The sequence below is a fragment of the Plantactinospora sp. CNZ321 genome (genome assembly GCF_004217235.1).
The window spans coordinates 7,138,093-7,158,441 of sequence record NZ_SHKQ01000001.1; the positions used below are offsets into that span (position 1 = coordinate 7,138,093).

Here is a 20,349-nt window from a genome sequence, read left to right on the forward strand (position 1 = left end):
TGATAGACTTTCCAGCCGTGACGACCAAGGTGGACTACCCGCAGCTGGAAAAACTCGCCGACGAGGTGCGACGGGCGGAGACCGCGATCGACGCGGGGATCAACACCCTACGCGGGAGTGATTCCGGAGTACCCACCCTGAATACGACGCCGAAGATCACTGGGAACCGGTTGACGCCGTCCGTCTCGCTGTCGCCGGCGCCCACCCTGTTCGGCAACACGGAGGCGGGCTCGGCCTGCCATGGTGCCCATGGCTGGGCCAAGTCGGTCATGATTGACGTGCTGGTGGCGTTCTCGGGCACGCTCGACAGCGACCGCGACCGACTGAACATGGCCATCGCGTTGTACCGGGACGCCGACGCCAGGTCCGAGAGCCGTCTCAAGGTCGACGCTCTGCTCAAGGCGAACCGGAACCAGCTCGACGTGCTCAGCACGCACATCACCCTGAACCACGGCGACGACAAGCCGCAGCCTGGGCAGATCAACAGGCTGGGGCAGCTGTTGGGCAACGAGTCCCAGGGCAACACGGTGGTGGGCGGGGATTTCAACTCGGTGGCGAACGACGACAGCCCGTCCGCGCAGGCACTCAGAGGTTACGCCGGTCGAGGCTTCGACCTCGGGGCCAGCACCATCCACGACGGCTGGGGCGGCACCTCCGCCACCAACCGGCCCATCGACCACCTACTGCCCCGGGGCGTGGGGGCGGCCGGCGAGGCCCATCGGTTCGACCGGCAGCAGTCCGACCACGACGGGCAGCTGGTCGACGTCAGGCTGCCGAGCTGGTGAGGCGGGCCTGAAGGCAGGCTGCCGCGGGGATCGCGCCGCCGATGTCACGGCCGCGGCCCCGCACGCCGGGTCAGCCGTCGACGTTGATCCGGACCCTGGTCGCGGAGCGCCCCTCGTCGCCCGGGCCGAGGTCTGTGACCCTGACGTTGCCGGTCGTCAGGCCATCGCCGGTACGCACGACGACGGCGTTGCCGAAGTCCTCTTTCCCGCCGCCCGGGAACAGACTGTCGTCCCAGTGCCCCCGCTCCGAGGCCTTGCCGAAGTGCACCTCCCACCGCTCACCCGGCGCGGCCCGGGCGTTGAGTTCCTGCTGCAGCCGCTCCGCTCCGCTGCCGAAGATCTCCTGCAACGTCGCGACGTCGACTTTGCCGTCGATGATGCGCTGCGCCAGCTCGCCCATGTCACGCATATCGGTGCCCTGGGCCTTGTTCCAGGGGAACGGTTGGTTGCCACCGCCGCCCTGCTGGATGTTGTAGTTGAGCATCCGTAGCGCCCCGGCCGTCTGCTTGCTCCGCCGGCCCTGCAACTGGCCGTGCGCCGACTCGAAGACCCGCGCCTGGGCGTTCAGTTCCGAGTCGACCCTGGCCCGGATCTGCTTGGCCAGCGCGATCGCCTCGTTCACCTGCTTCGTCTCCTGCTCGTCGGCGGGATGGAAGGTCAGCGGGCCACCGGGCGGCTGCTCGTGGCGGATTCTGGAGAGTTTCTCCCGCTCACGGGTGAGCATCTCCTGGTTGTGGCGTAGCACCTGGGCACATTCGCCGAGTGCCCTGGCGACCTTGCCAGCCAGTTCGGCACAGTCGTCGAACTCCGCGACAAGTTTCCGGCGGTGCTGGTCGTATCGATCGGCGGTGTCACCCGTCCACGCCTCCGATCCGATCACCTGGGTGGCCGCGCTGTTCACCGTCTCAGCGGCCCAGGTCAATTGCTTGGTCTGCATGCTCCAGGCGGATCCGAGCGCATCCAGGGCGGCCGGTTGTGCCTCCAGGTCCCAAAGATTGCCGACATCACCCATTCCAGAATCCTAGACCGGCGGAATTCGCCAGCGGTACCCGGTCGCTGGCAGGTTTTCGTCACGACCACTCCTCCCGGGCATCGTCCACGCTCGGCTCGACCGGCTCCTCGTACGCCTGCGGCGGCCCGCCGTGCGTCCACGGCGTCTCCTCCCGGCTCGGGAACTCCCCCGGCGGCACGAACGAGTCCGACAGCGTCGTGTAGCAGAGCCGCTCCCCCACCTCCGGCACGCTCCCCGGCGCCGGGGTGAGCGACCGTCCCAATCCGCCCGACAGTTCCAGCACCACGTCCGTCCGGCCGGGCGCCGGGTCAGGCGTCACAAACACCACCCGGGCCCTCTGCCCCGGCCGGCTCGGCGAGTGCAGCACCGTCCCCACCGTCACCTGCACCACATCCCCGGTCGTCAGCTGGATCCGGGGCCGCAACACCCGCCGCTTCCCGCTGTCGTCGATCCGGTGCGGGTCCGCCAGCGTCACCTCGCCGACGAAAGCTTCCCCGGTCAGCCGGTAGTCCGCCATCACCAGCGGGTCGTCGTAGGCGCGCTGCACGGCGTACGACTGGAGGGCCCGTTCGAGCCGGTGCAGCCGCTGCGCCGCGTTGACCGCCCCGTCCCGGCGCGGCTGCGGATAGCCGCCCCCGTCGACGTAGAGGGTGAAGGTGCTGAACACGTCCCGGTCCTCGGCCCAGCGCCCGGCCACCCGCGACCCCGCCGGCAGTTCCCGGAGCAGCGAGACGCCCCGCCACATCAGCTCCCAGGTCGGCGCCAGCTGCGACCGCAGGGCTTCTTCGAGTACGCCCCGAGCCCGCCCCCGCCGCACCTCGTCGCCGCTCGCCACCGCCTCCTGGTAGCCGGCCATGGCCGGCGCCAGTACCTCGTTGTCGAAGGTCGGATCCGTGGCCGGCCCGGCCGGCGGCCAGCGCAGCGGATCCTCGGCCATCACCGCCGCGTCGGCACCGGTCAGCCCGTCCGTCGGGTCGATCCAGGCCAGCAGCGCCGCCAGGTGTGCGTCTTCCAGCCCGGACTGCCCGGTCGCCCAGTGCAGCCCGAGCGCCTCGGTCAGCGCCAGCAGCATCCCGGAGCCGGGATGTTCGGCCCGGTCGGCCAGGAACGTCAACCACTGCCCGAGCAGCGGTACCGACGGGTGCACCGGATAGTCACCGTCGGTGCGCCGGAACCGCGTCGACCGGCCGAACAGCCGGACGAAGCCGATCCCCGCCGTGTTGGGCACCAGCATCTGCGGCGCGTCCACGAACCGGTAGCGGATCTCCTTGCCCCGGTTGACCGACACCGGCTCCGCGACACCCCGGAAGCTGTCCAGGTAGGGCAGGATCACCTCGGCCAGCTCGGCGGCGAAGCCGAACCGCTGGTCCCGGTTGCGCGGCTGCGGCACCACCAGCAGCCTCGGCGCGTCGGGATCGTCGCCGACCAGCGCGGCCAGTGGTGCGTTCGCCTCCCCGGCCATGCTCAGCGGCACGAAGACCAGCGGCCGGTCCGCCACGTGCAGGTGGCGGACCGTCGTGATCCGCTGGGCGCGCCCGGCCGCCACCGCCTCGGCCCGGGCCAGCGCGGTCAGGGTGCTCACGCCACCGTCCCGGCAACCACCGCCGTCACCGGCCCGGCCAGCAGGATCATCCGGCCGCCGCCAGCACCTCGGCGCGGAGCCGGGCGGCGTTCCGGAGCAGCGCCGCCGCCTCCTCCTGCTCCTCGGCCGGGACCAGCTCGCCCCGCGCCAGTCCGAGCACGGTCTCGACCCGCTCGATCCCGCCCAGCTCCTCCCGGGCCGCCGTGCCGAGCGCGGCGGTGCAGCCGCGCGCCTCGGCCCGGCAGAAGTACGCCAGCTCGCAGACCGACATGCAGTCCGGGGCGTACCGGGCGTCGATGGCGTGCAGCGCGTCGACCAGCGCCTCCGGGGCCCGGGTCGGTACCCCGTCGGCGTCCGGCGCCAGGTCGAAGCTCAGGTTCGCCGGCAGGGCGGCGAGCATCGCCTCGACCCTCGTCATCCGGCCGAGCTGCCGCCGCAGCACGGCCAGCTGTTTGCGGACGTCGACAAGTACCGCGGTCGGGGAGTTGGAGAAGTCGCGCGGACAGACCAGCACCACGTCGTGCGCCACGATCTCCGGGTCGTGCCCGGCCTCCGCCAGCATCTGGCGCATCGCCAGCACGTAGACGGCCGACTGGATCGCCGCCGCCGACACCTTGCCGGGATCCGCCTGCCCGTCCAGCACCGCGAACGACTTGATCTCGACGACGTGGAACCGGCCCGCGTGTTGGAAGGCGATCAGGTCCGGTTCGAGGTAGACCCGCTGGCCGGCCACCTCCAGGGCGAGCAGCGGATGGTCGAAGAGCGTGCCGGCGTCGTCCTCCCCGGCGGCGGCCCGCAGCAGCAGGGCCCGGGAGCGGGCGTACCGGACCTCGGGGGTTTCCTTCTCCCGCCCGGTCACCGTCGCCAGGTCGTCGTAGGCTACCTCGGGGATCGGCAGCCCGAGCCGTTCCCGGAGCAGTTTCACCAGCTCGGCAGCGCCACTTGCCAACACCTGCGCCTCGAACGCGTTGCCCCGGGCGATGGCGAACCCGGACTGCCCGAACCGGGCCGGAAAGTCGACGTACGCCGCCAGCCGCTGCTTGTCCACCCCGGCCGTGTCGAGTACGGCCCGCCGGGCACAGCCGGGGTTGCGGGTCAGCGCGGCGATGGTCCGGGCGTTGTGCCGTTTCGGCTGCACACCGCCGCGGATCGCGGCCAGCCGCTCGGCGGTGCTCCTGCTGGTGCCCATGCTGATGCTCGTCATGCCGTCTTCCCCTGGAGCGTCCGCAGCGTACTGCCGAAGAGTTGTTGCACGTCGTCGAGGTGCCGGCGGGCCCGGTCGGCCGCCGCCTTCCGCTGTGCCCGGTCGGCCTCGGCATGCACCGCGCGTTCGGCCTCGGCCGCCCGGATCACCGTCTGGGGATCCACTGTGTCATGGCGATCAAGTGTTCCCGGTGATCCGGTCGCGCCGGGGATGTTGGTGGCGAACCGCCACAGCAGTTTGCTGACCGGGGCGCTGCCGTCCGGCATCGTGCCGGCCCGGCGGGCGATCCGGACGGCGGCGGTCAGGAAGTCGACCCGGGGGCTGAGCGGGCCGACGACCCGCCGTTCCAGCGGCCAGGTGGAGACCGCGATCAGGCCGCGCGCCGGTGCCAGGTGCGCGGCGGTCAGCGCGGCGCAGAGATGGTACGGCCGGGCGTACGGCGCCGTCTCGAACGAGCGCTTCTCGTCCCGCCGCAGGTGGGTGAGGCGGTTCGCGGCCAGGCTCGGTGCCGACGGGCCGAAGAACGCCGCGTGCACCTCGGCGATCAGCCTCGGCGCGGCCGGTACGCAGAGCAGGGTCAGCGCATGATGCACCTGCTCACGCACCGGCACCAGCGACCCGGCCGGGGCCAGCGACCCGGCCGGGGCCAGCGACCCGGCCGGGGCCAGCGACCCGGCCGGGGCCAGCGACCCGGCCGGGGCCAGCGACCCGGCCGGGGCCAGCGACTCAGCCGCCGGCTCGGCGCCCAACTCCTCGGCGAGGTCGGTGACGGCCTGCTCCCAGGCGTGTTCGGCGGCCCGCAGCTCGGCCCGCAGCGCCCGGGTCCGGGCGGTGTCCCGGGCCGCCACCGTGCGGCGGATCTCGGCCCGCAGGGCGTCGATCCGACGCTCGACCATGTCCACCGACTCCGCCACGCTGGCAGCGTACGAGTTCCACTCTTTTCCAGCAATCACCAGCATTCCGGCGCGTCGCCCCCTGCGTCTCTTCGCTACGCCGCCAACCGGACGCCGAACAGCGATACGATGCCACAATCGGCGTTTATCGATGGATGCCCTTGGTGGCGCCCGGGAGGCACCGCATGACGACCCGCACCGGTCCGCGCCCCGTGCTCAGCGCGCTGGTCACCGCCGGGATCATCGCCGCCGCCGCGCCGGCCCTCGCGGCGCCACCCGACACCATCCCACCCAGCACCCCCGGCACGCCCGTCGCCACCCAGATCACCGAAAACTCGGCCCTGCTCACCTGGCGGCCGTCCACCGACGACACCGGGGTCACCGAGTACGAGATCTGGTACCTGCGCGGCGGCGGCAACGGCTTCTACACCAACACCGGTGTCCCGTCGTACCGGCTCACCGGGTTGACGCCCGACACGGCGTACACCTGGATGGTGCGTGCCTCCGACGGCCGCAACCAGAGCGGATTCTCCGCGCCGGTGACCTTCCGGACCGACCCGGCGCCGCCGGACGCGGAAGCACCCGGCCCGCCCGGCACCCCGGTGGTCTCGGACGTCACCGCCAGCACGGTCACGCTGGCCTGGGCGGCGTCCACCGACAACGCCTCGGCACCGACCTATCAGTTGTGGGCGGGCATCGAGGGCACCGGCAGCACACCGCTGGTCGGCGGCCTGCCCGGGACCTCGACCCGGGTGACCAGGCTGATCCCCGACCTGCACTACGACTTCCATCTGGTCGCCCGGGACGTCTCCGGCAACGTCTCGGCACCGTCACCGGCCACCAGGGCGCGCACCGCCGCGGATCCCACCGCATCGTGCCGGGCCGGCTATCGACCGGGTACCGCCGGCCAGCCCTCCGCCGTGCTGGTGACCAACACCGGCCGCACGGCGCTGTCGGCCTGGTCGGTCCGGTTCAGTTTCCCCGACGACCGGCGGATCGGGTACGCCTCGCACGCCTGGGCGCAGCACGGTCGGGACGTGGTGGTCTGGTGGTCGGGTTGGGCCGACCAGTTCAGCGTGGGCGAGACGGAGGACGTGACACTGACCCTCGCCACACCCGGCACCCCGGACGTCCCGCCCAGCGGCGTGACCCTGAACGGCGCCTCCTGCACCGGGACCTGACGCCGACGGTCCACCCCGGGCATGGTCCCGGCGGCGTGCCGGCGGTCGGCACACCGTGTCCCGACCGGTGGCGCCGGTCAGCCGCCCAGCCGCTGCCGGGCCAGGAACTTGGGAACCACCATCCGCCACGCCTCGGTGACCAGCTCGGTCATCTGGTCGTGGTCGAGTCGGGCCAGGTGGCAGCAGACCCAGTTGAAGCGCAGATCCGATCTGCCGGGCAGGAAGAACAGCTCGGGGTCGCTGGCGACCAGGGCCTCCCGTTTCTCCTTCGGAAAGCCGAAACCCATCGTCGTCTCGTCCCGGGAGAAGGCGACGTAGACGATCGGACCGACCCGAAACTTCACCCGGTCCCGGATCAGGTGCTCGCTGCTGCGCGGCAGTGTTCGGGCCAGCACCCGCACGTCGGCTACGGTCACCACCGGCCGAGCGTAACGACGGGTACCGACAACCGGCTCGGTACGGCATCCGGCACCAGGCCGAGACGGCGTCGGCCGCCGGTCCAGGGGGCGAATCTCCAGCGGGCGTACCTTCAGCGGGCGTCGACCCGGGTCGGCGCGGCCAGGTGCTGGCGGGCGAACTCCAGCGCCGCCCGCAGGTCGCTCTCCCGGTCGGCGCGGCTGCGGGCCCGCCGGGTGGAGACCTCCACCGCGACCGAGCCGGTGAAGCCACGCCCGGCGAGCGAGGTCAGCAGTTCGGCGCAGGGCTGGGTGCCCCGGCCGGGCACCAGGTGCTCGTCCCGGCCCTCGCCGGTGCCGTCCCCGAGGTGTACGTGCGCCAGCCCGGCCCCCATCTTGTCGGCCAACTCCAGTGCGTCGCTGTGCGAGGCCGCACAGTGCGACACGTCCAGGGTGTAGGCGGGGTAGCCGGTGTCGGTCGGGTTCCACCCCGGCGCGTAGGGCACGAACGCCCGGCCGGCCATCCGGACCGGGAACATGTTCTCCACCGCGAACCGGATCCCCGGGTGGTCGTCGCCGATCCTGGCCACGCCGTCGACGAACGAGCGGGCGTACTCCCGCTGCCAGGTGAAGGGCGGGTGCACCACCACCGTCGGCGCCCCGAGGGTCTCGGCCAGTACCGCCGATCGGCGCAGCCGCTCCCACGGGTCGGAACTCCAGACCCGCTGGGTGACCAGCAGACAGGGCGAGTGCACCGAGAGCACCGGCACGCCGTAGTGCCGGGCCAGGCCGCGCAGCGCTCCGGCGTCCTGGCTCACCGCGTCGGTCCAGACCATCACCTCGACACCGTCGTAGCCGAGCGTCGCCGCCATCTCGAAGGCGGCTGCGGTCGGCTCGGGGAAGACCGAGGAACTGGACAGCAGTACGCGGGTGGTCACGCTCTCAGCGTAGCCCGACCCGGCACCCGCCATCCGAGCGCGGATCGGGCAGACACACACAACAACGAATGAAACCGCAGGTCAGATCGGCTCTCGAGCCCTCGGCGCCGGATCCAGCAGGTCGAGCCGGCGCAGGATCACACCCTCCCGGAGTGCCCACGGGCAGATGTCCAGGTTCTCCACCCCGAGCCGGCACATCGCCGCCGAGGCCACGATCGCCCCGGCCAACAACTGGTGCGCCCGGCGCGGGTCGACCCCTTCGAGTTCGGACAGCTTGCTCGGCGGGATGTGCCGGATGAAGCCGATCACCTGCCGCAGTCCGGTCTGGGAGAGGCTGCGCGGTGCCCATAGCCCGTCCGACGACGGCGCCGCGCCGGCCAGCCGGGCCAGGCTCCGAAACGTCTTGCTGGTCGCGGCGACCCGGTCCCAGCCGACCCCGACGGTGCCCTCGACAACGGTGTCCAGCATCTCCTCGACGTACGTCGTCAGGCCGGCCACCGCCGACGCCGACGGGGTGCGGTCACTCTCCGGCCCCACGTCCAGCCACTCCCGGGTGAGCCGGCCGGCGCCCAGCGGCAGCGACCGGGCGAACTCCGGCTCCTCGTCGATCCCGGCCGCCATCTCCAGCGAGCCACCGCCGATGTCCAGCACCAGCAGCCGACCGGCGGACCAGCCGAACCACCGGCGTACGGCGAGGAAGGTCAGCCGGGCCTCGTCGGCGCCGGAGAGCACCTGGAGGAGTACCCCGGTCTCGGCCCGGACCCGGGACAGCACCTCCGACGCGTTGGTGGCGTCCCGGACCGCGGAGGTCGCGAAGGCCAGCAGGTCGTCGACGGCCAGCCGGTCCGCGGCCAGCTTCGCCTCGTACACCGCCTCGACCAGGGCGTCCGCCGCGGCGACCGGCAGCTCCCCGTCCCGGCCGATCTGCTCGGCGAGCCGGATCACCGCCTTCTCCGAGTGTGCGGGCCACGGATGCGCGCCGTGGTGCGCGTCCACGACCAGCAGGTGCACGGTGTTGGAACCGACATCAAGCACACCGAGTCGCATGGGAAAGACCCTAGACGCAGGTCGAGGGCGGATAGCGGGCGTAGGCTGGCCGGGTGGCAGCAGCACGTGACCAGCTCCGGATCCTGGTGGACGACCCCGCCGACCCCCGCAGCCGGGAGGTTCCGCTCGACTTTCCCCGGGAGTGGCTCGAGTTCGCCGACCCGGCCGACCCCGAGCACCTGATCCGGGCCGACCTGACCTGGCTGCTCTCCCGCTGGACCTGCGTCTTCGGCCAGACCTGCCACGGCATCATCGCCGGCCGGGCCGCCGACGGCTGCTGCTCGCACGGCGCCTTCTTCACCGACGCCGACGACGAGAAGCGGGTCCGGTCGGCGGTCAAGCGGCTCAGCCCGCAGACCTGGCAGCACTACCGGCGGGGCTTCAAGAACTACACCGAGCTGGATTCGGTGGACGGCGAGACCCCGGCCCGGCGTACGGCGACCCGCGGCGAAGACACGCCGTGCGTGTTCCTCAACGACGCCGACTTCCCCGGCGGGGGCGGCTGCGCCCTGCACGCCCAGGCGCTGCGTGACGGCGTACACCCGCTGGAATACAAGCCGGACGTCTGCTGGCAACTGCCGGTACGCCGGGACCAGGACTGGACCAAGCGCCCGGACGGGACGAAGGTGCTGGTCAGCACGCTCGGCGAGTTCGACCGGCGTGGCTGGGGCGCGGGCGGGCACGACCTCGACTGGTGGTGCACCTCGTCGCCGGACGCGCACGTCGGCACCGAGCCGATGTACCTGTCGTACTCCCCCGAGCTGATCGCGCTGATCGGCAAGCCGGCGTACGCGAAGCTGGCCGAACTCTGCGCCGAGCGGGAACGGCGTGGCCTGGTGGCGACGCACCCGGCGACCGCCGGGGCCGACCCGGTGCTGGACCGTCCCGAGGAGGGTGGCCGGGAGCCGGCCAGCCCGAGGGCGGTCGCCGCCGGACGCCGGCCGGCGGCCCAGCGCAGGCCGCGCGGCCCGTCCCGCTGACCGACGGAGGCCGCCGGGCTACGGCTCGAACTTGTAGCCCAGACCCCGGACGGTGACGATGAAGCGCGGCGCCGACGGCTCCGGCTCGACCTTCGAGCGCAGTCGCTTCACATGTACGTCGAGGGTCTTGGTGTCGCCGACGTAGTCCGCGCCCCAGACCCGGTCGATCAGCTGTCCCCGGGTGAGCACCCGCCCGGCGTTGCGGAGCAGGAGTTCCAGCAGTTCGAACTCCTTGAGCGGAAGCTGCACCGGGGAGCCGTCGACGGTGACCACGTGCCGTTCGACGTCCATCCGGACCGGGCCGGCGGCCAGGGTCGGGGTGCCCGGCTCCGCGGTCTCGTTGCCGCGCCGCCGCAGTACCGCCCGGACCCGGGCGACCAGTTCGCGCGGCGAGTACGGCTTGGTCACGTAGTCGTCGGCGCCGATCTCCAGCCCGACCACCTTGTCGATCTCGCTGTCCCGGGCGGTGACCATGATGATCGGCACCTGGGACCGTTGCCGGAGCTGCCGGCACACCTCGGTGCCGGACATCTCCGGCAGCATCAGGTCGAGCAGCACGATGTCCGCACCGGTGCGGTCGAACTCGGTCAGCGCCGCCGTGCCGGTCGCCGCCGTCGAGACCTCGAACCCTTCCTTTCGCAGCAGGTAGGAGAGCGCGTCGGAGAACGACTCCTCATCCTCGACCACGAGTACGCGGGCCACGGACTTCCTCTCTGGTGTAGGTCCGCTCGGAACTGTCCGACGGATCTCGGGCTATCCGAAGGAACCGGTCTCGATCCCAACTGTCGGGGCTGGCGGTAGGAAGGCGTCCGGCGGACGCGCGGGAAGCCGGAGGGTGAACGTCGAGCCACCGCCGAGCGTGCTGGACACCTCGACCCGCCCGCCGTGGTTGGTGGCGATGTGCTTGACGATCGCCAGGCCGAGGCCGGTCCCGCCGGTCTGCCGTGACCGGGCCTGGTCTGCCCGGTAGAACCGTTCGAAGATCCGGTCGACGTCGTCCGGGGCGATCCCGATGCCCTGGTCGGTGACGGCGATCTCGATGTGTTCGTCCGTGCTCCGGCTCGCCACCGTGACCCTGGTCCGCTCCGCCGAGTACGCGATCGCGTTCTCCACCAGGTTGCTGACCGCGGTGGCGATCTGGCTGTCGCTGCCGTAGACGGTCAGATCCCGTTCGCCCTCGACCACGACGGTGATCTTCCGGGCGGTGGCGGCGGTACGGGTCCGGTCCAGCACCTCGGCGGTGACCCAGTCCAGCGCGACCGGCTCCGGCGCCGGCAGCGGCTCCGCGCCCTGCAACCGGGTGAGTTCGAGCAGCTCGTTGACGAGCTTACCGAGCCTGGTCGACTCGTGCTGGATCCGCTCGGCGAACCGGCGGACCGCCGCCATGTCCTCGGAGGGATCGATCGTCCCCTCTCCGGCGGTCTGGTCGGTGGCGTCCAACAGCGCCTCGGCGAGCAACTGCAACGCCCCGATCGGGGTCTTCAGCTCGTGGCTGACGTTGGCCACGAAGTCCCGGCGGACCCGGGCGACCCGGTGCGACTCGGTCACGTCCGCCGCCTCGACCGCGATGTAGCCGGATCCCAGACCCATCGCCCGCAGGTGCACGCCGAGCGGGTCGGACATGCCGCCCTCGCGGCCCCGGGTCAGGTCCAGCTCGACCTCGCGGCGCACTCCGGTGCGCCGCACCTGGCCGGCCAGGGTACGGATGATCGGGTGCGCGGCGACCGTGCCTGGGGTACTGCCGACCCGGAGTAGTCCCATCGCCCGGGCGGCCGGGTTCACCAGGACCGGGACGTCGTGGGCGTCGAGGACCACCACCCCGACCCGGAGCGAGTCGAGACTCTTGCGGCCGAGTCCCGGCAGCCCGCCGGCCTGCTCGTCGGTGCCTATCGCCGGCCTCCTGTCGCTGCGTGCCGCGCCTCGTCCGGTCGCGGTGCGTCCGGCCGGAAACCACCCGGCGACCCGGTGGCGGAGCGGGCCGAGGACCAGGCCGAGACCCAGCCCGACCAGCACGCCCGCGACCGCCTCCCATTCCACGCGGCGATCGTATGGTCATCGTTAACCTATCGACCAGGCAAAATCGGGCGAATCACGCCGGCGTCCGGGAATGTTCACCCGCCGGCCCGGTGCCGTTCACCGATGTTCACCTCGGCGCCGCCGGATCGACCTACCGTTGGCCGGACCGACGCCCCCTGCCGCCGGCCAGGGCCGGACCCGGTACCGCCGGCGGTACCGCCACCTGCGACAGGACGTGATCATGCGCGAGGAATTCCGGATCGACCTGAACATCGTGAGCCAGCTGCTGGTGGACATGGCCGAGGCGATCCGGGTCGCCATGCGGCAGGCCACCCGGGCACTGCTCACCGCCGACCGGACGGCCGCCGAGGGTGTGATCGAGCGGGACGCGGAGATCGACTCCCTCTACCGGCAGGTCGAGGAGCGGGTCTGCGACCTGCTGGCCCGGCAGGCACCGGTCGCCTCCGACCTGCGCACCCTGGTCACCGCCCTGCACGTCGCGGCGGATCTGGAGCGGATGGGCGACCTCGCCGACCACGTCGCCAAGACCGCCGTACGCCGGCACCCGTCGCCCGCCGTGCCGGCCGAGCTCCGTCCGGTCTTCACCGAGATGGCGACGGTGGCGGACCGGATCGCCGACAAGATCGCGAACGTGCTCTCCGAGCCCGACGCCGACCTCGCCGCCGAACTGGACTCCGACGACGACGCCATGGACGACCTGCACCGGCAGCTCTTCGCGGTGCTGCTAGCCGACGACTGGCCGTACGGGGTGGAGACCGCCATCGACGCGACCCTGCTCGGCCGCTTCTACGAGCGGTACGCCGACCACGCGGTGAACGCCGGCCGCCGGGTCGTCTACCTGGTCACCGGCGAAACCCAGGTGTGAGTCCCGGTCGCCCTCTGGCGGACGACAGGGACTCACACTTCAGCGGCCCTGGTTGGCGACGGCGGCGGCGGCCTCCTTGGCCGCCTCGGGGTCGAGGTAGGCTCCGCCGGTCACCAGTGGGCGCATCGACCGGTCGAGGTCGTAGCGCAGCGGGATCCCGGTCGGGATGTTCAGCTTGGCGATCGCCTCGTCGGAGATGCCGTCCAGGTGCTTGACCAGCGCCCGCAGCGAGTTGCCGTGCGCGGCGACCAGCACCGTCCGGCCGGCCAGGATGTCCGGCACGATCGAGTCGAACCAGTACGGCAGCATCCGGTCGACGACGTCCTTCAGGCACTCCGTCTTCGGCATCAGCTCGGGCGGGAGCAGTGCGTAGCGCGGGTCGCCGGCCTGGGACCACTCGTCACCGTCGGCGATCGGCGGCGGCGGGGTGTCGTACGACCGGCGCCAGAGCATGAACTGCTCCTCGCCGTACTCGGCCAGGGTCTGCTTCTTGTCCTTGCCCTGGAGCGCGCCGTAGTGCCGCTCGTTGAGCCGCCACGAGCGGCGTACCGCGATCCAGTGCCGGTCGGCGGCGTCCAGCGCCAGCTCGGCGGTGCGGATCGCCCGGCGGAGCACGCTGGTGTGCAGCACGTCGGGCAGCAGGTTGTGCTTGCGCAGCAGTTCGCCGCCGCGCCGGGCCTCGCCCTCACCCTTGGCCGTGAGGTCCACGTCGACCCAGCCGGTGAAGAGGTTCTTGGCGTTCCAGTCGCTCTCGCCGTGCCGGAGCAGCACCAACGTACCCACTGCGGCGCCCTCGCCCGCCACCGTGGCCTCCTCCGGCCGATCACTCGTGCTCGCAGTCATGGACCTCATCCTGCCGGACCTGCCGAACCGGCACGCGGCGACCCGGGGTGACGACCGACACGTGGAAAACGGGATGACCGGGTCGGACCCGCCACACTAGCGTCGTAAGGCGTTAGGCGGCGAACGGTCATTACCGGTACGGGGGCGGCGGGATGCGGACGGTCGGAAAGTGGTTCCAGGACACCACCGGCGGTCTACCTCGGACCTTCTGGTACCTCTGGGCCGGCACCCTGGTCAACCGGCTCGGTTCCTTCGTCCTCGTCTTCCTGGCCATCTACCTCACCACCGAGCGGGGCTTCTCCGAGTTCCAGGCCGGGATCGTGCTCGGGCTCTGGGGTGCCGGCGGGGCGGTCGGCACCCTCACCGGCGGGATCCTCGCCGACCAGTGGGGGCGGCGGCCCACCCTGCTCACCGCGCATCTGGGCGCGGCGGCGATCATGCTGGCCCTGGGGCTGGTCCGGGAGCTCTGGCTGGTCGGGCTCGGCGCGCTGCTGCTCGGGATGTTCGCCGAGGCGGCCCGGCCGGCGTTCGGCGCGATGATGGTCGACGTCGTACCCGAACGGGACCGGCTGCGCGCCTTCACGCTGAACTACTGGGCGATCAACCTCGGCTTCGCCTGCGCCGCGATCCTGGCCGGGCTGGCCGCCGAGGCCAGCTACCTGCTGCTCTTCGTGGTCAACGCGGCGACCACGGTCACCACCGCACTGATCATCTTTCTCAAGGTGGCCGAGACCCGCCGGGTCCGTGTTGTCCCCGCGGGGCTGGCCGCACCGCACCGGGGCGGGTTGGGCAGCGCGCTGCGCGATCGGGTGTTCGTCGGGTTCGTCGCCTTGAACATCCTGCTGGCGCTGGTCTTCATGCAGCACCTCTCGATGCTGCCGATCGCGATGGGACAGGACGGGCTGTCGCCGTCGACGTACGGGTCGGTGATCGCGGTCAACGGGGTGCTGATCGTGGCCGGGCAGCTCTTCGTACCGCGGCTGATCCGGGGGCGGGGCCGCTCCCGGGTACTGGCACTGGCCGCGCTGATCACCGGGGTCGGCTTCGGGCTGACCGCGTTCGCGGACGCGGCCTGGTTCTACGTGCTCACCGTGCTGATCTGGACCCTCGGCGAGATGCTCAACTCGCCGTCCAACGCCACCCTGATCGCCGAGCTGTCCCCGACGGCGTTGCGCGGTCGCTACCAGGGACTCTTCTCGCTCTCCTGGTCGGTGGCGACGTTCGCCGCCCCGGTCACCGGTGGCTTCGTACGGGAACAGTTCGGCGACTCGGCGCTCTGGCTGGGCTGCGCGGCGCTTGGCGGCGTGGTGGCGGTCGCGCATCTGCTTTCCGGGCCGGCCCGGGAACGGCGGGTCCGCGCGCTGCACACGGCCGAGGCGGGAACGGCGGGGCCGGCGGCGGACGAGCCGGCCGGTGACGCGGGCCCGACCCGGCCATCGGCCACCGCTCGCGCCTGAGCCGGGGGGCATCTTCGACGGTACGAGCGATTGTCAAGGAGTTACGTAATTACGTACACTCGAAGTTATGACGCTGGAGGAGCGGGTCGCCGAGCTGGAGCGCCGACTGGCGGCCCTGGAGGAACGGGTAACGGCCCCGGCACCCCGGCCGGATCCACCGGCGGGCGAGGGTGACTTCTGGGCCCTGGACGGCCTGAAGGCGCGGCTCGCCGCGCTCGGTGCCGAGCAGGGCGGCGTGCTCTACACCGGCTCGGTCCGGCTGCCCGGCAACGAGCGCTACGACTGGCAGTACGGCCTGCCGACCGAGGCACTGCTCGACGGGGAGGCCGGCGACTGGAGCGATGCGGCGGAGTCCTTCGCCGCGCTCGGTCACCCGGTACGGCTGCGACTGCTCCACGAGATCCTGGCCGGCCGGCGTACCGTCACCGAACTCACCGCCCTCGACGGCCTCGGCACGACCGGACAGGTCTACCACCACCTCCGGCAACTGGCCGCGACCGGCTGGCTGCACAGCCCCGGCCGGGGGCGTTACGAGGTGCCCGCCGGGCGGGTGGTCCCGCTGCTGGTGGCGGTGGCGATCGCCCGGGCCTGACCTCGCCCCGAGAGGAGACTTCCATGCTCAAGGCACTGATGGTCCTGCACCGCGCCTGCTGGCTCGCGTTTCTGGTGATCCTGGTGGCCGGCTTCTTCCTCGACTTCACCTCGCTGTGGGGCTGGCTGGTGATCGCACTCGCCATCGCCCTACGGGTGGCGCTGGGGCGGGTGCTCGCCAGGGCGCCGGATCCCGGGCCGCCGGTCGAGCTCGACCCACCGGTCCTCGGCCGCTGGTCGGCGCTGAACAGCCCGGCCAGCAAGGTACCCAGCCACGGGGTGCGCGCCTACGGGCAGACGTACGCGATCGACCTGGTCGCGGAACCGCTGGACCGGCCGCGCCCGGGTTTCGGGTGGTGGCCGCCGGTACGGCCCAACCGGGACTTCCCCGGCTTCGGCGCGCCGCTGCTGGCGGTCGCCGACGGCACCGTGCTCCGTGCGGTCGACCGCAATCGTGACCACCTCAGCCGCAACTCTTACCCTGCCCTGCTCTACCTGGTGGTGGAGGGACTGTTCCGGGAGATCGCCGGCCCCGGTCGGATCCTCGGCAACCACCTCATCCTGGATCTCGGCGACGGCCGGTACGCCGCCTACGCGCACCTGCGACGTAATTCGCTGCTCGTCCGGGCCGGAGACCGCGTCCGAACCGGTCAGCCGGTGGCGGAGTGTGGGAATTCCGGCAACTCGACCGAACCACATGTCCACTTCCAGTTGATGGACAATCCGGATCTGGACGTCGCCCGGGGAATTCCGTTCACGTGGCGGGAAATCGGCGTACCGGCCAACGGAGAGACCATTTCTGTCGACCCGACGGCAGGGCGGCGATAATCGATCCCATTTTCGTCCGTGCGACGGGCCGGGGTCCGGACCGGGGCTCGCGGTCGAGGAGGCGCGGTCGAGGATGTCGGGAGCCGGCTCCCACACGGAATTGCCGGACAGCGTTGGACCGGCGGCGGCGGGCGACGCTCACCCCCGTAAACGTCGCCCGCACGCACCGCCGGTTACAGGTGGCGCGCACCGTCCCCCAACGGCGGCAACTACCACCCGTCCCCCAGCACCAACGCCCGGTGCACAGATCTGCGCGATCTGGCGTTCCCCCGAACGCAACCGAGCGCGGCGCGTGCAATAACGTTAGTTGTCGCCGGATGACCAACACAAGCCGGAAGCTCTGTCTTGCCCATCACACCCACGGTTGGTCAATTTCCGGCGTCTTGTTGTGCAACACCGTGGGTACCCCCAGAAATTCCTGGTCCACCCGGGAGTCAGCCGTCCTCGCGCAGCGGCGATTCGGTACGGAAGAAGTTGCTCTGCCGACCGTCGGAAAGCTGCTCCTGGTAAATGAAGTTCAGTTGGCGCAGGTCGAAGGTGTGGAACCACTCGTCCCAGCTGACCGGCTTCAGTCGTCCGCCTTCCCGCCAACCGGGGAAGTCAAACGTCAGTACGCCGAGCCGTCCCTCGCGTTCGGTGCCCTCGATCGTCGCCGGTTGGGCGTTCCGGCCCTCGGCCCAGCGTCGGATCACGTCGTGGTCCCGGGTCACCAGGCTCCGCCCCGGACGCTCCGGGGTGTCCTGCGGGGAGGAGATCGGCTGGGCGTACTTCAGCGACCTCGACTTCCCGCCGCCGCTCACGGTCGACTTCTGAGCCCCGCCCGCCTTCCGGGCGGGCCCCGCCGTCGACTTGCGCGCCCCGGTCGTCTTAACCGCGGCCGTGGTGCTCTTCCCGGCGGTCGTACCCTTCCGGGCGCCGGTCGCCGCGCCGGTCGCCTTCCGGGTCGGCGCCTTCTTCGCAGCGGCCTTGCGGGCAGGCGCCTTCTTCGCCGTCGCCCGGGCCGTGCTCGCCTTCCCGGCCGGCGCCTTCTTCGCGGCCGCCCGGGCAGTGCCGGCCTTCCCGGCCGGCGCCTTCTTCGCCGTCGCCCGGGTGGTACCGGCCTTCCGGGCGGGCGCCTTCTTCGCCGTCGCCTTCCCAGGCGGTGCCTTCTTCGCGGCCGCCCGGGCGGTGCTGACCTTCCGGGCCGGGGCCTTCTGTGCCGCGACCGTACGAGACGGCGCCTTCTTCGCGGTCGCCCGCTTGCTCGGCGTCGCCCGGTTGCTCGGCGTCGTCCGCTTACTTGCGGTCGTCCGCTTGCTTGCGGTCGTCCGCTTGCTCGGCGTCGCCCGCTTGCTCGCCGTCGTCGTGGCCTTCCGGCCCGGCCCGCCCCGGCTTTCGGCCTTCAGCGTCCGGACCAGGCTCTTCACCAGGTCCATCTTGCGTAGTGCCGATATGCCTGAAATGCCACGTTTCTTGAGCTGCCCCCGGATGTCATCGACCTTCATCGAGCTGATCTTGCGTTCGTCGATGTCACCCGTGCTGCTGCTGGATCGGCGCTTCGTCGCGGTCGCGGTTGCGCCGCGACCGGAACTGTTCCGCTGAGCCATGAGATCCTCACGCTCCCTCTGACAGTCTGACCTCGGCAGGCGGCGCGGCCATCGCCACATCCTGGTGCCGCCGCCGGGGCATACCCGTCAGGGGCGGTCCAAACCCGAGTTTTCCGTCGCCGAACGCTCGAAGAGGTGCGCGAACGCCCGCAGGTTCGCCAACGACTCGCCCCGGCTGACCCGCCACTCCCACTCCCGGCGGATCGCCGCGCCGAAGCCGATCTCCAGCATGGTGTCGAACGACTCGTCCGCATACGTCAGCACCGAGCCGAGGAGCCGGTCCAGCTCCTCCTCGGTCACCCCGGTCAGGCCCACCCGGCCGGTCAGGTAGACGTCACCGACCGCGTCGACGGAGAACGCCACCCCGTACATCCGGGCGTTGCGCTGCAACAGCCAGGTGAAGAGCTCCTCGCGCCGCTCGTCGGGCTGGCGCATCACGAACGCCTCGATCCGCAGCGCGTGCTCCCCGACGATCAGGTTGCAGATCGTCTTGAGCTTGTGCGTGCCCGGCAGGGTGACCGCGTACGAGTGCTCGCCCGTCGGCTCGCAGGTCAGCTCCCGGTCGGCACAGACCGCCTCGATCAGCCGACCGATCTCCGCCCGAGACTCCATCTCCCGTCCGCCCTCCCCGTCCGGGGGCGCCACCGCCGCAGCGTCAGCAGGCCGCCAGCGGAAGCGTCGCCGTGCCGTCCGCCAGCTCGGAGGCGAGCCGGTCGCGGTACTCCGCCACCGCCCCACGGTAGACCCCGAGCAGGCCGCTGGCAGTACGAGCCCAGGAGAAGGCGCGGGCGTGCTCGACCGCACCCCGGGACAACTCGGCCCGCAGCCGTGGCGCGACCAGCAGGCCGCCGAGCACCCTCGCCCAGTCGTGCGGGTGGTGCCCGTCGACGAGTACGCCACTGCCGCCGTCCCGGACGGCGGTGACCAGCCCGCCGACCGCGGCGGCGACCACCGGGGTACCGCAGGCCTGCGCCTCCAGGGCGACCAGGCCGAACGACTCGTTGTGCGACGGCACCGCCACCAGGTCGGCGGCCCGGTAGAGCGCCGGCAGGTCGTCACCGGTCTGCGGTGGCAGGAACCGCACCGCGTCGGCGACGTCGAGCTTGCCGGCCAGCTCGATCAGCGAGGTGGGCTGGTCCAGTCCGCTGCCGCTCGGTCCGCCCGCGATCACCACGGTGGCCGTCCCGGCGATTCCCGGCTGCCGGTTCCGCAGCTCGGCCAGCGCGTGCAGCAGCACGTCCGGTGCCTTCAACGGCTGGATACGGCCGACGAAGGCCACGATGGCGCCCCGTTCCGGCAGGCCCAGCCGGCGCCGCGCGGCGAGCCGGGCGGCCTCCTCCCGGCCGGGCGGTGACGGGGTGAAGCGGTCCAGGTCGACCCCGGGGCGTACCACCTCGACCCGTTCCGGGTCCGCGGCGTACCGGGAGATCAGGTCCCGGGCCTCGACCGTGGTGTTCGCCACCAGCCGGTCGGCCTCGGCGACCACCTGCTCCTCGCCGATCACCCGCGCCTTCGGCTCGGGCCGGTCCCCCTCGGCGAGCCGGGCGTTCTTCACCTTGGCCAGGGTGTGCGCGGTGTGCACCAGGGGTACCCCCCAGCGCTCCTTGGCCAGCCAGCCCACCTGGCCGGAGAGCCAGTAGTGCGAGTGGATGAGGTCGTAGAAGCCGGGCGGGCGAGCCGCCTCGGCCCGGAGTACGCCGGCGGTGAACGCGCAGAGCTGGCCGGGCAGTTCCTCCTTGGCCAGTCCCTCGAACGGGCCGGAGGTGACGTGCCGGACCGTCACGCCCGGGGCCATCTCGACCACCGCCGGCAGGTCGCTGGAGGTGGCTCGGGTGAAGATCTCGACCTCGACGCCGGCCTCGGCCAGCCGCCGGGAGACCTCGACGATGTAGACGTTCATCCCACCGGCGTCACCGGTGCCCGGTTGGTGCAGCGGTGAGGTGTGCACGGAGATGGTCGCGATCCGTCGTGGCGTCGGCCACGGCCGGGCACCTCGTTGCCGGGCCACCCCGGTGTGCAGTTCCGCCACGCCCGCTCCTTCTGTCACCGTGTTACGCCGTCCCGCACGACCGGGTCACATCACAGAGCAACCACCGTGTTGGGTGTCATCTTCCCGATCGGGGCA

At 71.8% G+C, this 20,349-nt stretch carries 21 protein-coding genes; 8 read left to right on the forward strand and 13 right to left on the reverse strand.

The window, feature by feature from the left end; all coding sequences use genetic code 11:
• The first annotated feature begins 17 nt into the window (after positions 1–17).
• Positions 18–785 (forward strand): endonuclease/exonuclease/phosphatase family protein, encoded by a 768-nt coding sequence (locus EV371_RS31015; RefSeq protein ID WP_130465176.1) that lies wholly within the window; start codon positions 18–20, stop codon positions 783–785.
• Positions 786–855: 70 nt separating this feature from the next.
• Here EV371_RS31015 and EV371_RS31020 read toward each other — a convergent pair whose 3' ends face one another.
• From EV371_RS31020 to EV371_RS31035, 4 genes are read right to left on the reverse strand one after another with little or no spacing between them, the layout of a single operon-like run.
• A complete protein-coding gene (locus EV371_RS31020) occupies positions 856–1,797 on the reverse strand; it encodes a hypothetical protein (RefSeq protein WP_130465177.1) in 942 nt (313 codons plus the stop codon).
• Positions 1,798–1,855: 58 nt separating this feature from the next.
• The gene (locus EV371_RS31025; protein ID WP_130465178.1) at positions 1,856–3,379 is read right to left on the reverse strand and encodes a hypothetical protein; all 1,524 of its coding nucleotides are present in this window, start codon (positions 3,377–3,379) and stop codon (positions 1,856–1,858) included.
• A gap of 46 nt (positions 3,380–3,425) precedes the next feature.
• Positions 3,426–4,583 carry a hypothetical protein gene (locus EV371_RS31030; RefSeq protein WP_349337883.1) on the reverse strand — a complete coding sequence of 386 codons (1,158 nt, stop codon included), beginning with the start codon at positions 4,581–4,583 and terminating at the stop codon, positions 3,426–3,428.
• Positions 4,580–5,497 carry a hypothetical protein gene (locus EV371_RS31035; RefSeq protein ID WP_165436564.1) on the reverse strand — a complete coding sequence of 306 codons (918 nt, stop codon included), beginning with the start codon at positions 5,495–5,497 and terminating at the stop codon, positions 4,580–4,582. Before EV371_RS31035 ends, EV371_RS31030 begins: the two co-directional genes overlap by 4 nt.
• A 164-nt stretch (positions 5,498–5,661) precedes the next feature.
• On the opposite strand from EV371_RS31035, the gene EV371_RS31045 reads away from it, so the two are divergent.
• Entirely contained in the window at positions 5,662–6,657 is a 996-nt protein-coding gene (locus tag EV371_RS31045) for a fibronectin type III domain-containing protein (protein ID WP_165436880.1), read from the forward strand.
• 77 nt (positions 6,658–6,734) lie between these two features.
• Here EV371_RS31045 and EV371_RS31050 read toward each other — a convergent pair whose 3' ends face one another.
• The 3 genes from EV371_RS31050 to EV371_RS31060 form a co-directional block, all read right to left on the reverse strand.
• The gene (locus tag EV371_RS31050; RefSeq protein WP_130465182.1) at positions 6,735–7,076 is read right to left on the reverse strand and encodes an MmcQ/YjbR family DNA-binding protein; all 342 of its coding nucleotides are present in this window, start codon (positions 7,074–7,076) and stop codon (positions 6,735–6,737) included.
• A gap of 110 nt (positions 7,077–7,186) precedes the next feature.
• Positions 7,187–8,023, reverse strand: a complete 837-nt coding sequence (locus EV371_RS31055; protein ID WP_130465183.1) for a sugar phosphate isomerase/epimerase family protein — start codon at positions 8,021–8,023, stop codon at positions 7,187–7,189.
• Positions 8,024–8,071: 48 nt separating this feature from the next.
• Positions 8,072–9,037: a Ppx/GppA phosphatase family protein gene (locus EV371_RS31060; RefSeq protein WP_130465184.1), complete on the reverse strand. Its 966-nt coding sequence runs from the start codon at positions 9,035–9,037 to the stop codon at positions 8,072–8,074.
• Between the two features lie 80 nt (positions 9,038–9,117).
• On the opposite strand from EV371_RS31060, the gene EV371_RS31065 reads away from it, so the two are divergent.
• Positions 9,118–10,017, forward strand: a complete 900-nt coding sequence (locus EV371_RS31065) for a DUF3109 family protein (protein WP_130466343.1) — start codon at positions 9,118–9,120, stop codon at positions 10,015–10,017.
• A gap of 18 nt (positions 10,018–10,035) precedes the next feature.
• Here EV371_RS31065 and EV371_RS31070 read toward each other — a convergent pair whose 3' ends face one another.
• A complete protein-coding gene (locus EV371_RS31070) occupies positions 10,036–10,719 on the reverse strand; it encodes a response regulator (protein WP_130465185.1) in 684 nt (227 codons plus the stop codon).
• A gap of 51 nt (positions 10,720–10,770) precedes the next feature.
• Positions 10,771–12,054: a sensor histidine kinase gene (locus EV371_RS31075; RefSeq protein ID WP_486484864.1), complete on the reverse strand. Its 1,284-nt coding sequence runs from the start codon at positions 12,052–12,054 to the stop codon at positions 10,771–10,773.
• Between the two features lie 220 nt (positions 12,055–12,274).
• Here EV371_RS31075 and phoU point away from each other — a divergent pair, with 220 nt between their 5' ends.
• The gene (phoU, locus tag EV371_RS31080) at positions 12,275–12,919 is read left to right on the forward strand and encodes a phosphate signaling complex protein PhoU (protein ID WP_130465186.1); all 645 of its coding nucleotides are present in this window, start codon (positions 12,275–12,277) and stop codon (positions 12,917–12,919) included.
• A 39-nt stretch (positions 12,920–12,958) separates the two neighbouring features.
• On the opposite strand, the gene EV371_RS31085 is transcribed toward phoU, so the two are convergent.
• Positions 12,959–13,762 (reverse strand): phosphoglyceromutase, encoded by an 804-nt coding sequence (locus EV371_RS31085; protein ID WP_130465187.1) that lies wholly within the window; start codon positions 13,760–13,762, stop codon positions 12,959–12,961.
• Between the two features lie 152 nt (positions 13,763–13,914).
• On the opposite strand from EV371_RS31085, the gene EV371_RS31090 reads away from it, so the two are divergent.
• From EV371_RS31090 to EV371_RS31100, 3 genes are all read left to right on the forward strand, one after another.
• The gene (locus EV371_RS31090) at positions 13,915–15,219 is read left to right on the forward strand and encodes an MFS transporter (RefSeq protein ID WP_130465188.1); all 1,305 of its coding nucleotides are present in this window, start codon (positions 13,915–13,917) and stop codon (positions 15,217–15,219) included.
• 67 nt (positions 15,220–15,286) lie between these two features.
• Positions 15,287–15,811, forward strand: coding sequence for a helix-turn-helix domain-containing protein (locus EV371_RS31095; protein WP_130465189.1), 525 nt, complete (start codon positions 15,287–15,289; stop codon positions 15,809–15,811).
• A gap of 23 nt (positions 15,812–15,834) precedes the next feature.
• Positions 15,835–16,638: a M23 family metallopeptidase gene (locus tag EV371_RS31100; RefSeq protein ID WP_130465190.1), complete on the forward strand. Its 804-nt coding sequence runs from the start codon at positions 15,835–15,837 to the stop codon at positions 16,636–16,638.
• A gap of 434 nt (positions 16,639–17,072) precedes the next feature.
• On the opposite strand, the gene EV371_RS34820 is transcribed toward EV371_RS31100, so the two are convergent.
• Positions 17,073–17,438: a hypothetical protein gene (locus tag EV371_RS34820; RefSeq protein ID WP_486484865.1), complete on the reverse strand. Its 366-nt coding sequence runs from the start codon at positions 17,436–17,438 to the stop codon at positions 17,073–17,075.
• A 49-nt stretch (positions 17,439–17,487) separates the two neighbouring features.
• On the opposite strand from EV371_RS34820, the gene EV371_RS34825 reads away from it, so the two are divergent.
• On the forward strand, positions 17,488–18,219 hold the full coding sequence (locus tag EV371_RS34825; RefSeq protein ID WP_486484866.1) for a hypothetical protein: 732 nt from the start codon (positions 17,488–17,490) through the stop codon (positions 18,217–18,219).
• Between the two features lie 92 nt (positions 18,220–18,311).
• On the opposite strand, the gene EV371_RS31110 is transcribed toward EV371_RS34825, so the two are convergent.
• Both EV371_RS31110 and mshA read right to left on the reverse strand, forming a co-directional pair.
• Positions 18,312–18,836 (reverse strand): YbjN domain-containing protein, encoded by a 525-nt coding sequence (locus tag EV371_RS31110; RefSeq protein ID WP_130465192.1) that lies wholly within the window; start codon positions 18,834–18,836, stop codon positions 18,312–18,314.
• Between the two features lie 43 nt (positions 18,837–18,879).
• Complete coding sequence (mshA, locus tag EV371_RS31115) at positions 18,880–20,253, reverse strand: D-inositol-3-phosphate glycosyltransferase (protein ID WP_130465193.1); 1,374 nt, start codon at positions 20,251–20,253, stop codon at positions 18,880–18,882.
• Positions 20,254–20,349 lie beyond the last annotated feature (96 nt).

Bases quoted from the DNA above. Each gene is read 5' to 3' on its own strand.
- EV371_RS31045 (WP_165436880.1), top strand. From the start codon at position 5,662: ATGACGACCCGCACCGGTCCGCGCCCCGTGCTCAGCGCGCTGGTCACC.
- EV371_RS31100 (WP_130465190.1), top strand. From the start codon at position 15,835: ATGCTCAAGGCACTGATGGTCCTGCACCGCGCCTGCTGGCTCGCGTTT.
- EV371_RS31090 (WP_130465188.1), top strand. From the start codon at position 13,915: ATGCGGACGGTCGGAAAGTGGTTCCAGGACACCACCGGCGGTCTACCT.
- EV371_RS31085 (WP_130465187.1), bottom strand. From the start codon at position 13,762: ATGACTGCGAGCACGAGTGATCGGCCGGAGGAGGCCACGGTGGCGGGC.
- EV371_RS31020 (WP_130465177.1), bottom strand. From the start codon at position 1,797: ATGGGTGATGTCGGCAATCTTTGGGACCTGGAGGCACAACCGGCCGCC.
- phoU (WP_130465186.1), top strand. From the start codon at position 12,275: ATGCGCGAGGAATTCCGGATCGACCTGAACATCGTGAGCCAGCTGCTG.
- EV371_RS31095 (WP_130465189.1), top strand. From the start codon at position 15,287: ATGACGCTGGAGGAGCGGGTCGCCGAGCTGGAGCGCCGACTGGCGGCC.
- EV371_RS31060 (WP_130465184.1), bottom strand. From the start codon at position 9,037: ATGCGACTCGGTGTGCTTGATGTCGGTTCCAACACCGTGCACCTGCTG.
- EV371_RS31110 (WP_130465192.1), bottom strand. From the start codon at position 18,836: ATGGAGTCTCGGGCGGAGATCGGTCGGCTGATCGAGGCGGTCTGTGCC.
- EV371_RS31030 (WP_349337883.1), bottom strand. From the start codon at position 4,583: ATGACGAGCATCAGCATGGGCACCAGCAGGAGCACCGCCGAGCGGCTG.
- EV371_RS31055 (WP_130465183.1), bottom strand. From the start codon at position 8,023: ATGGCGGGTGCCGGGTCGGGCTACGCTGAGAGCGTGACCACCCGCGTA.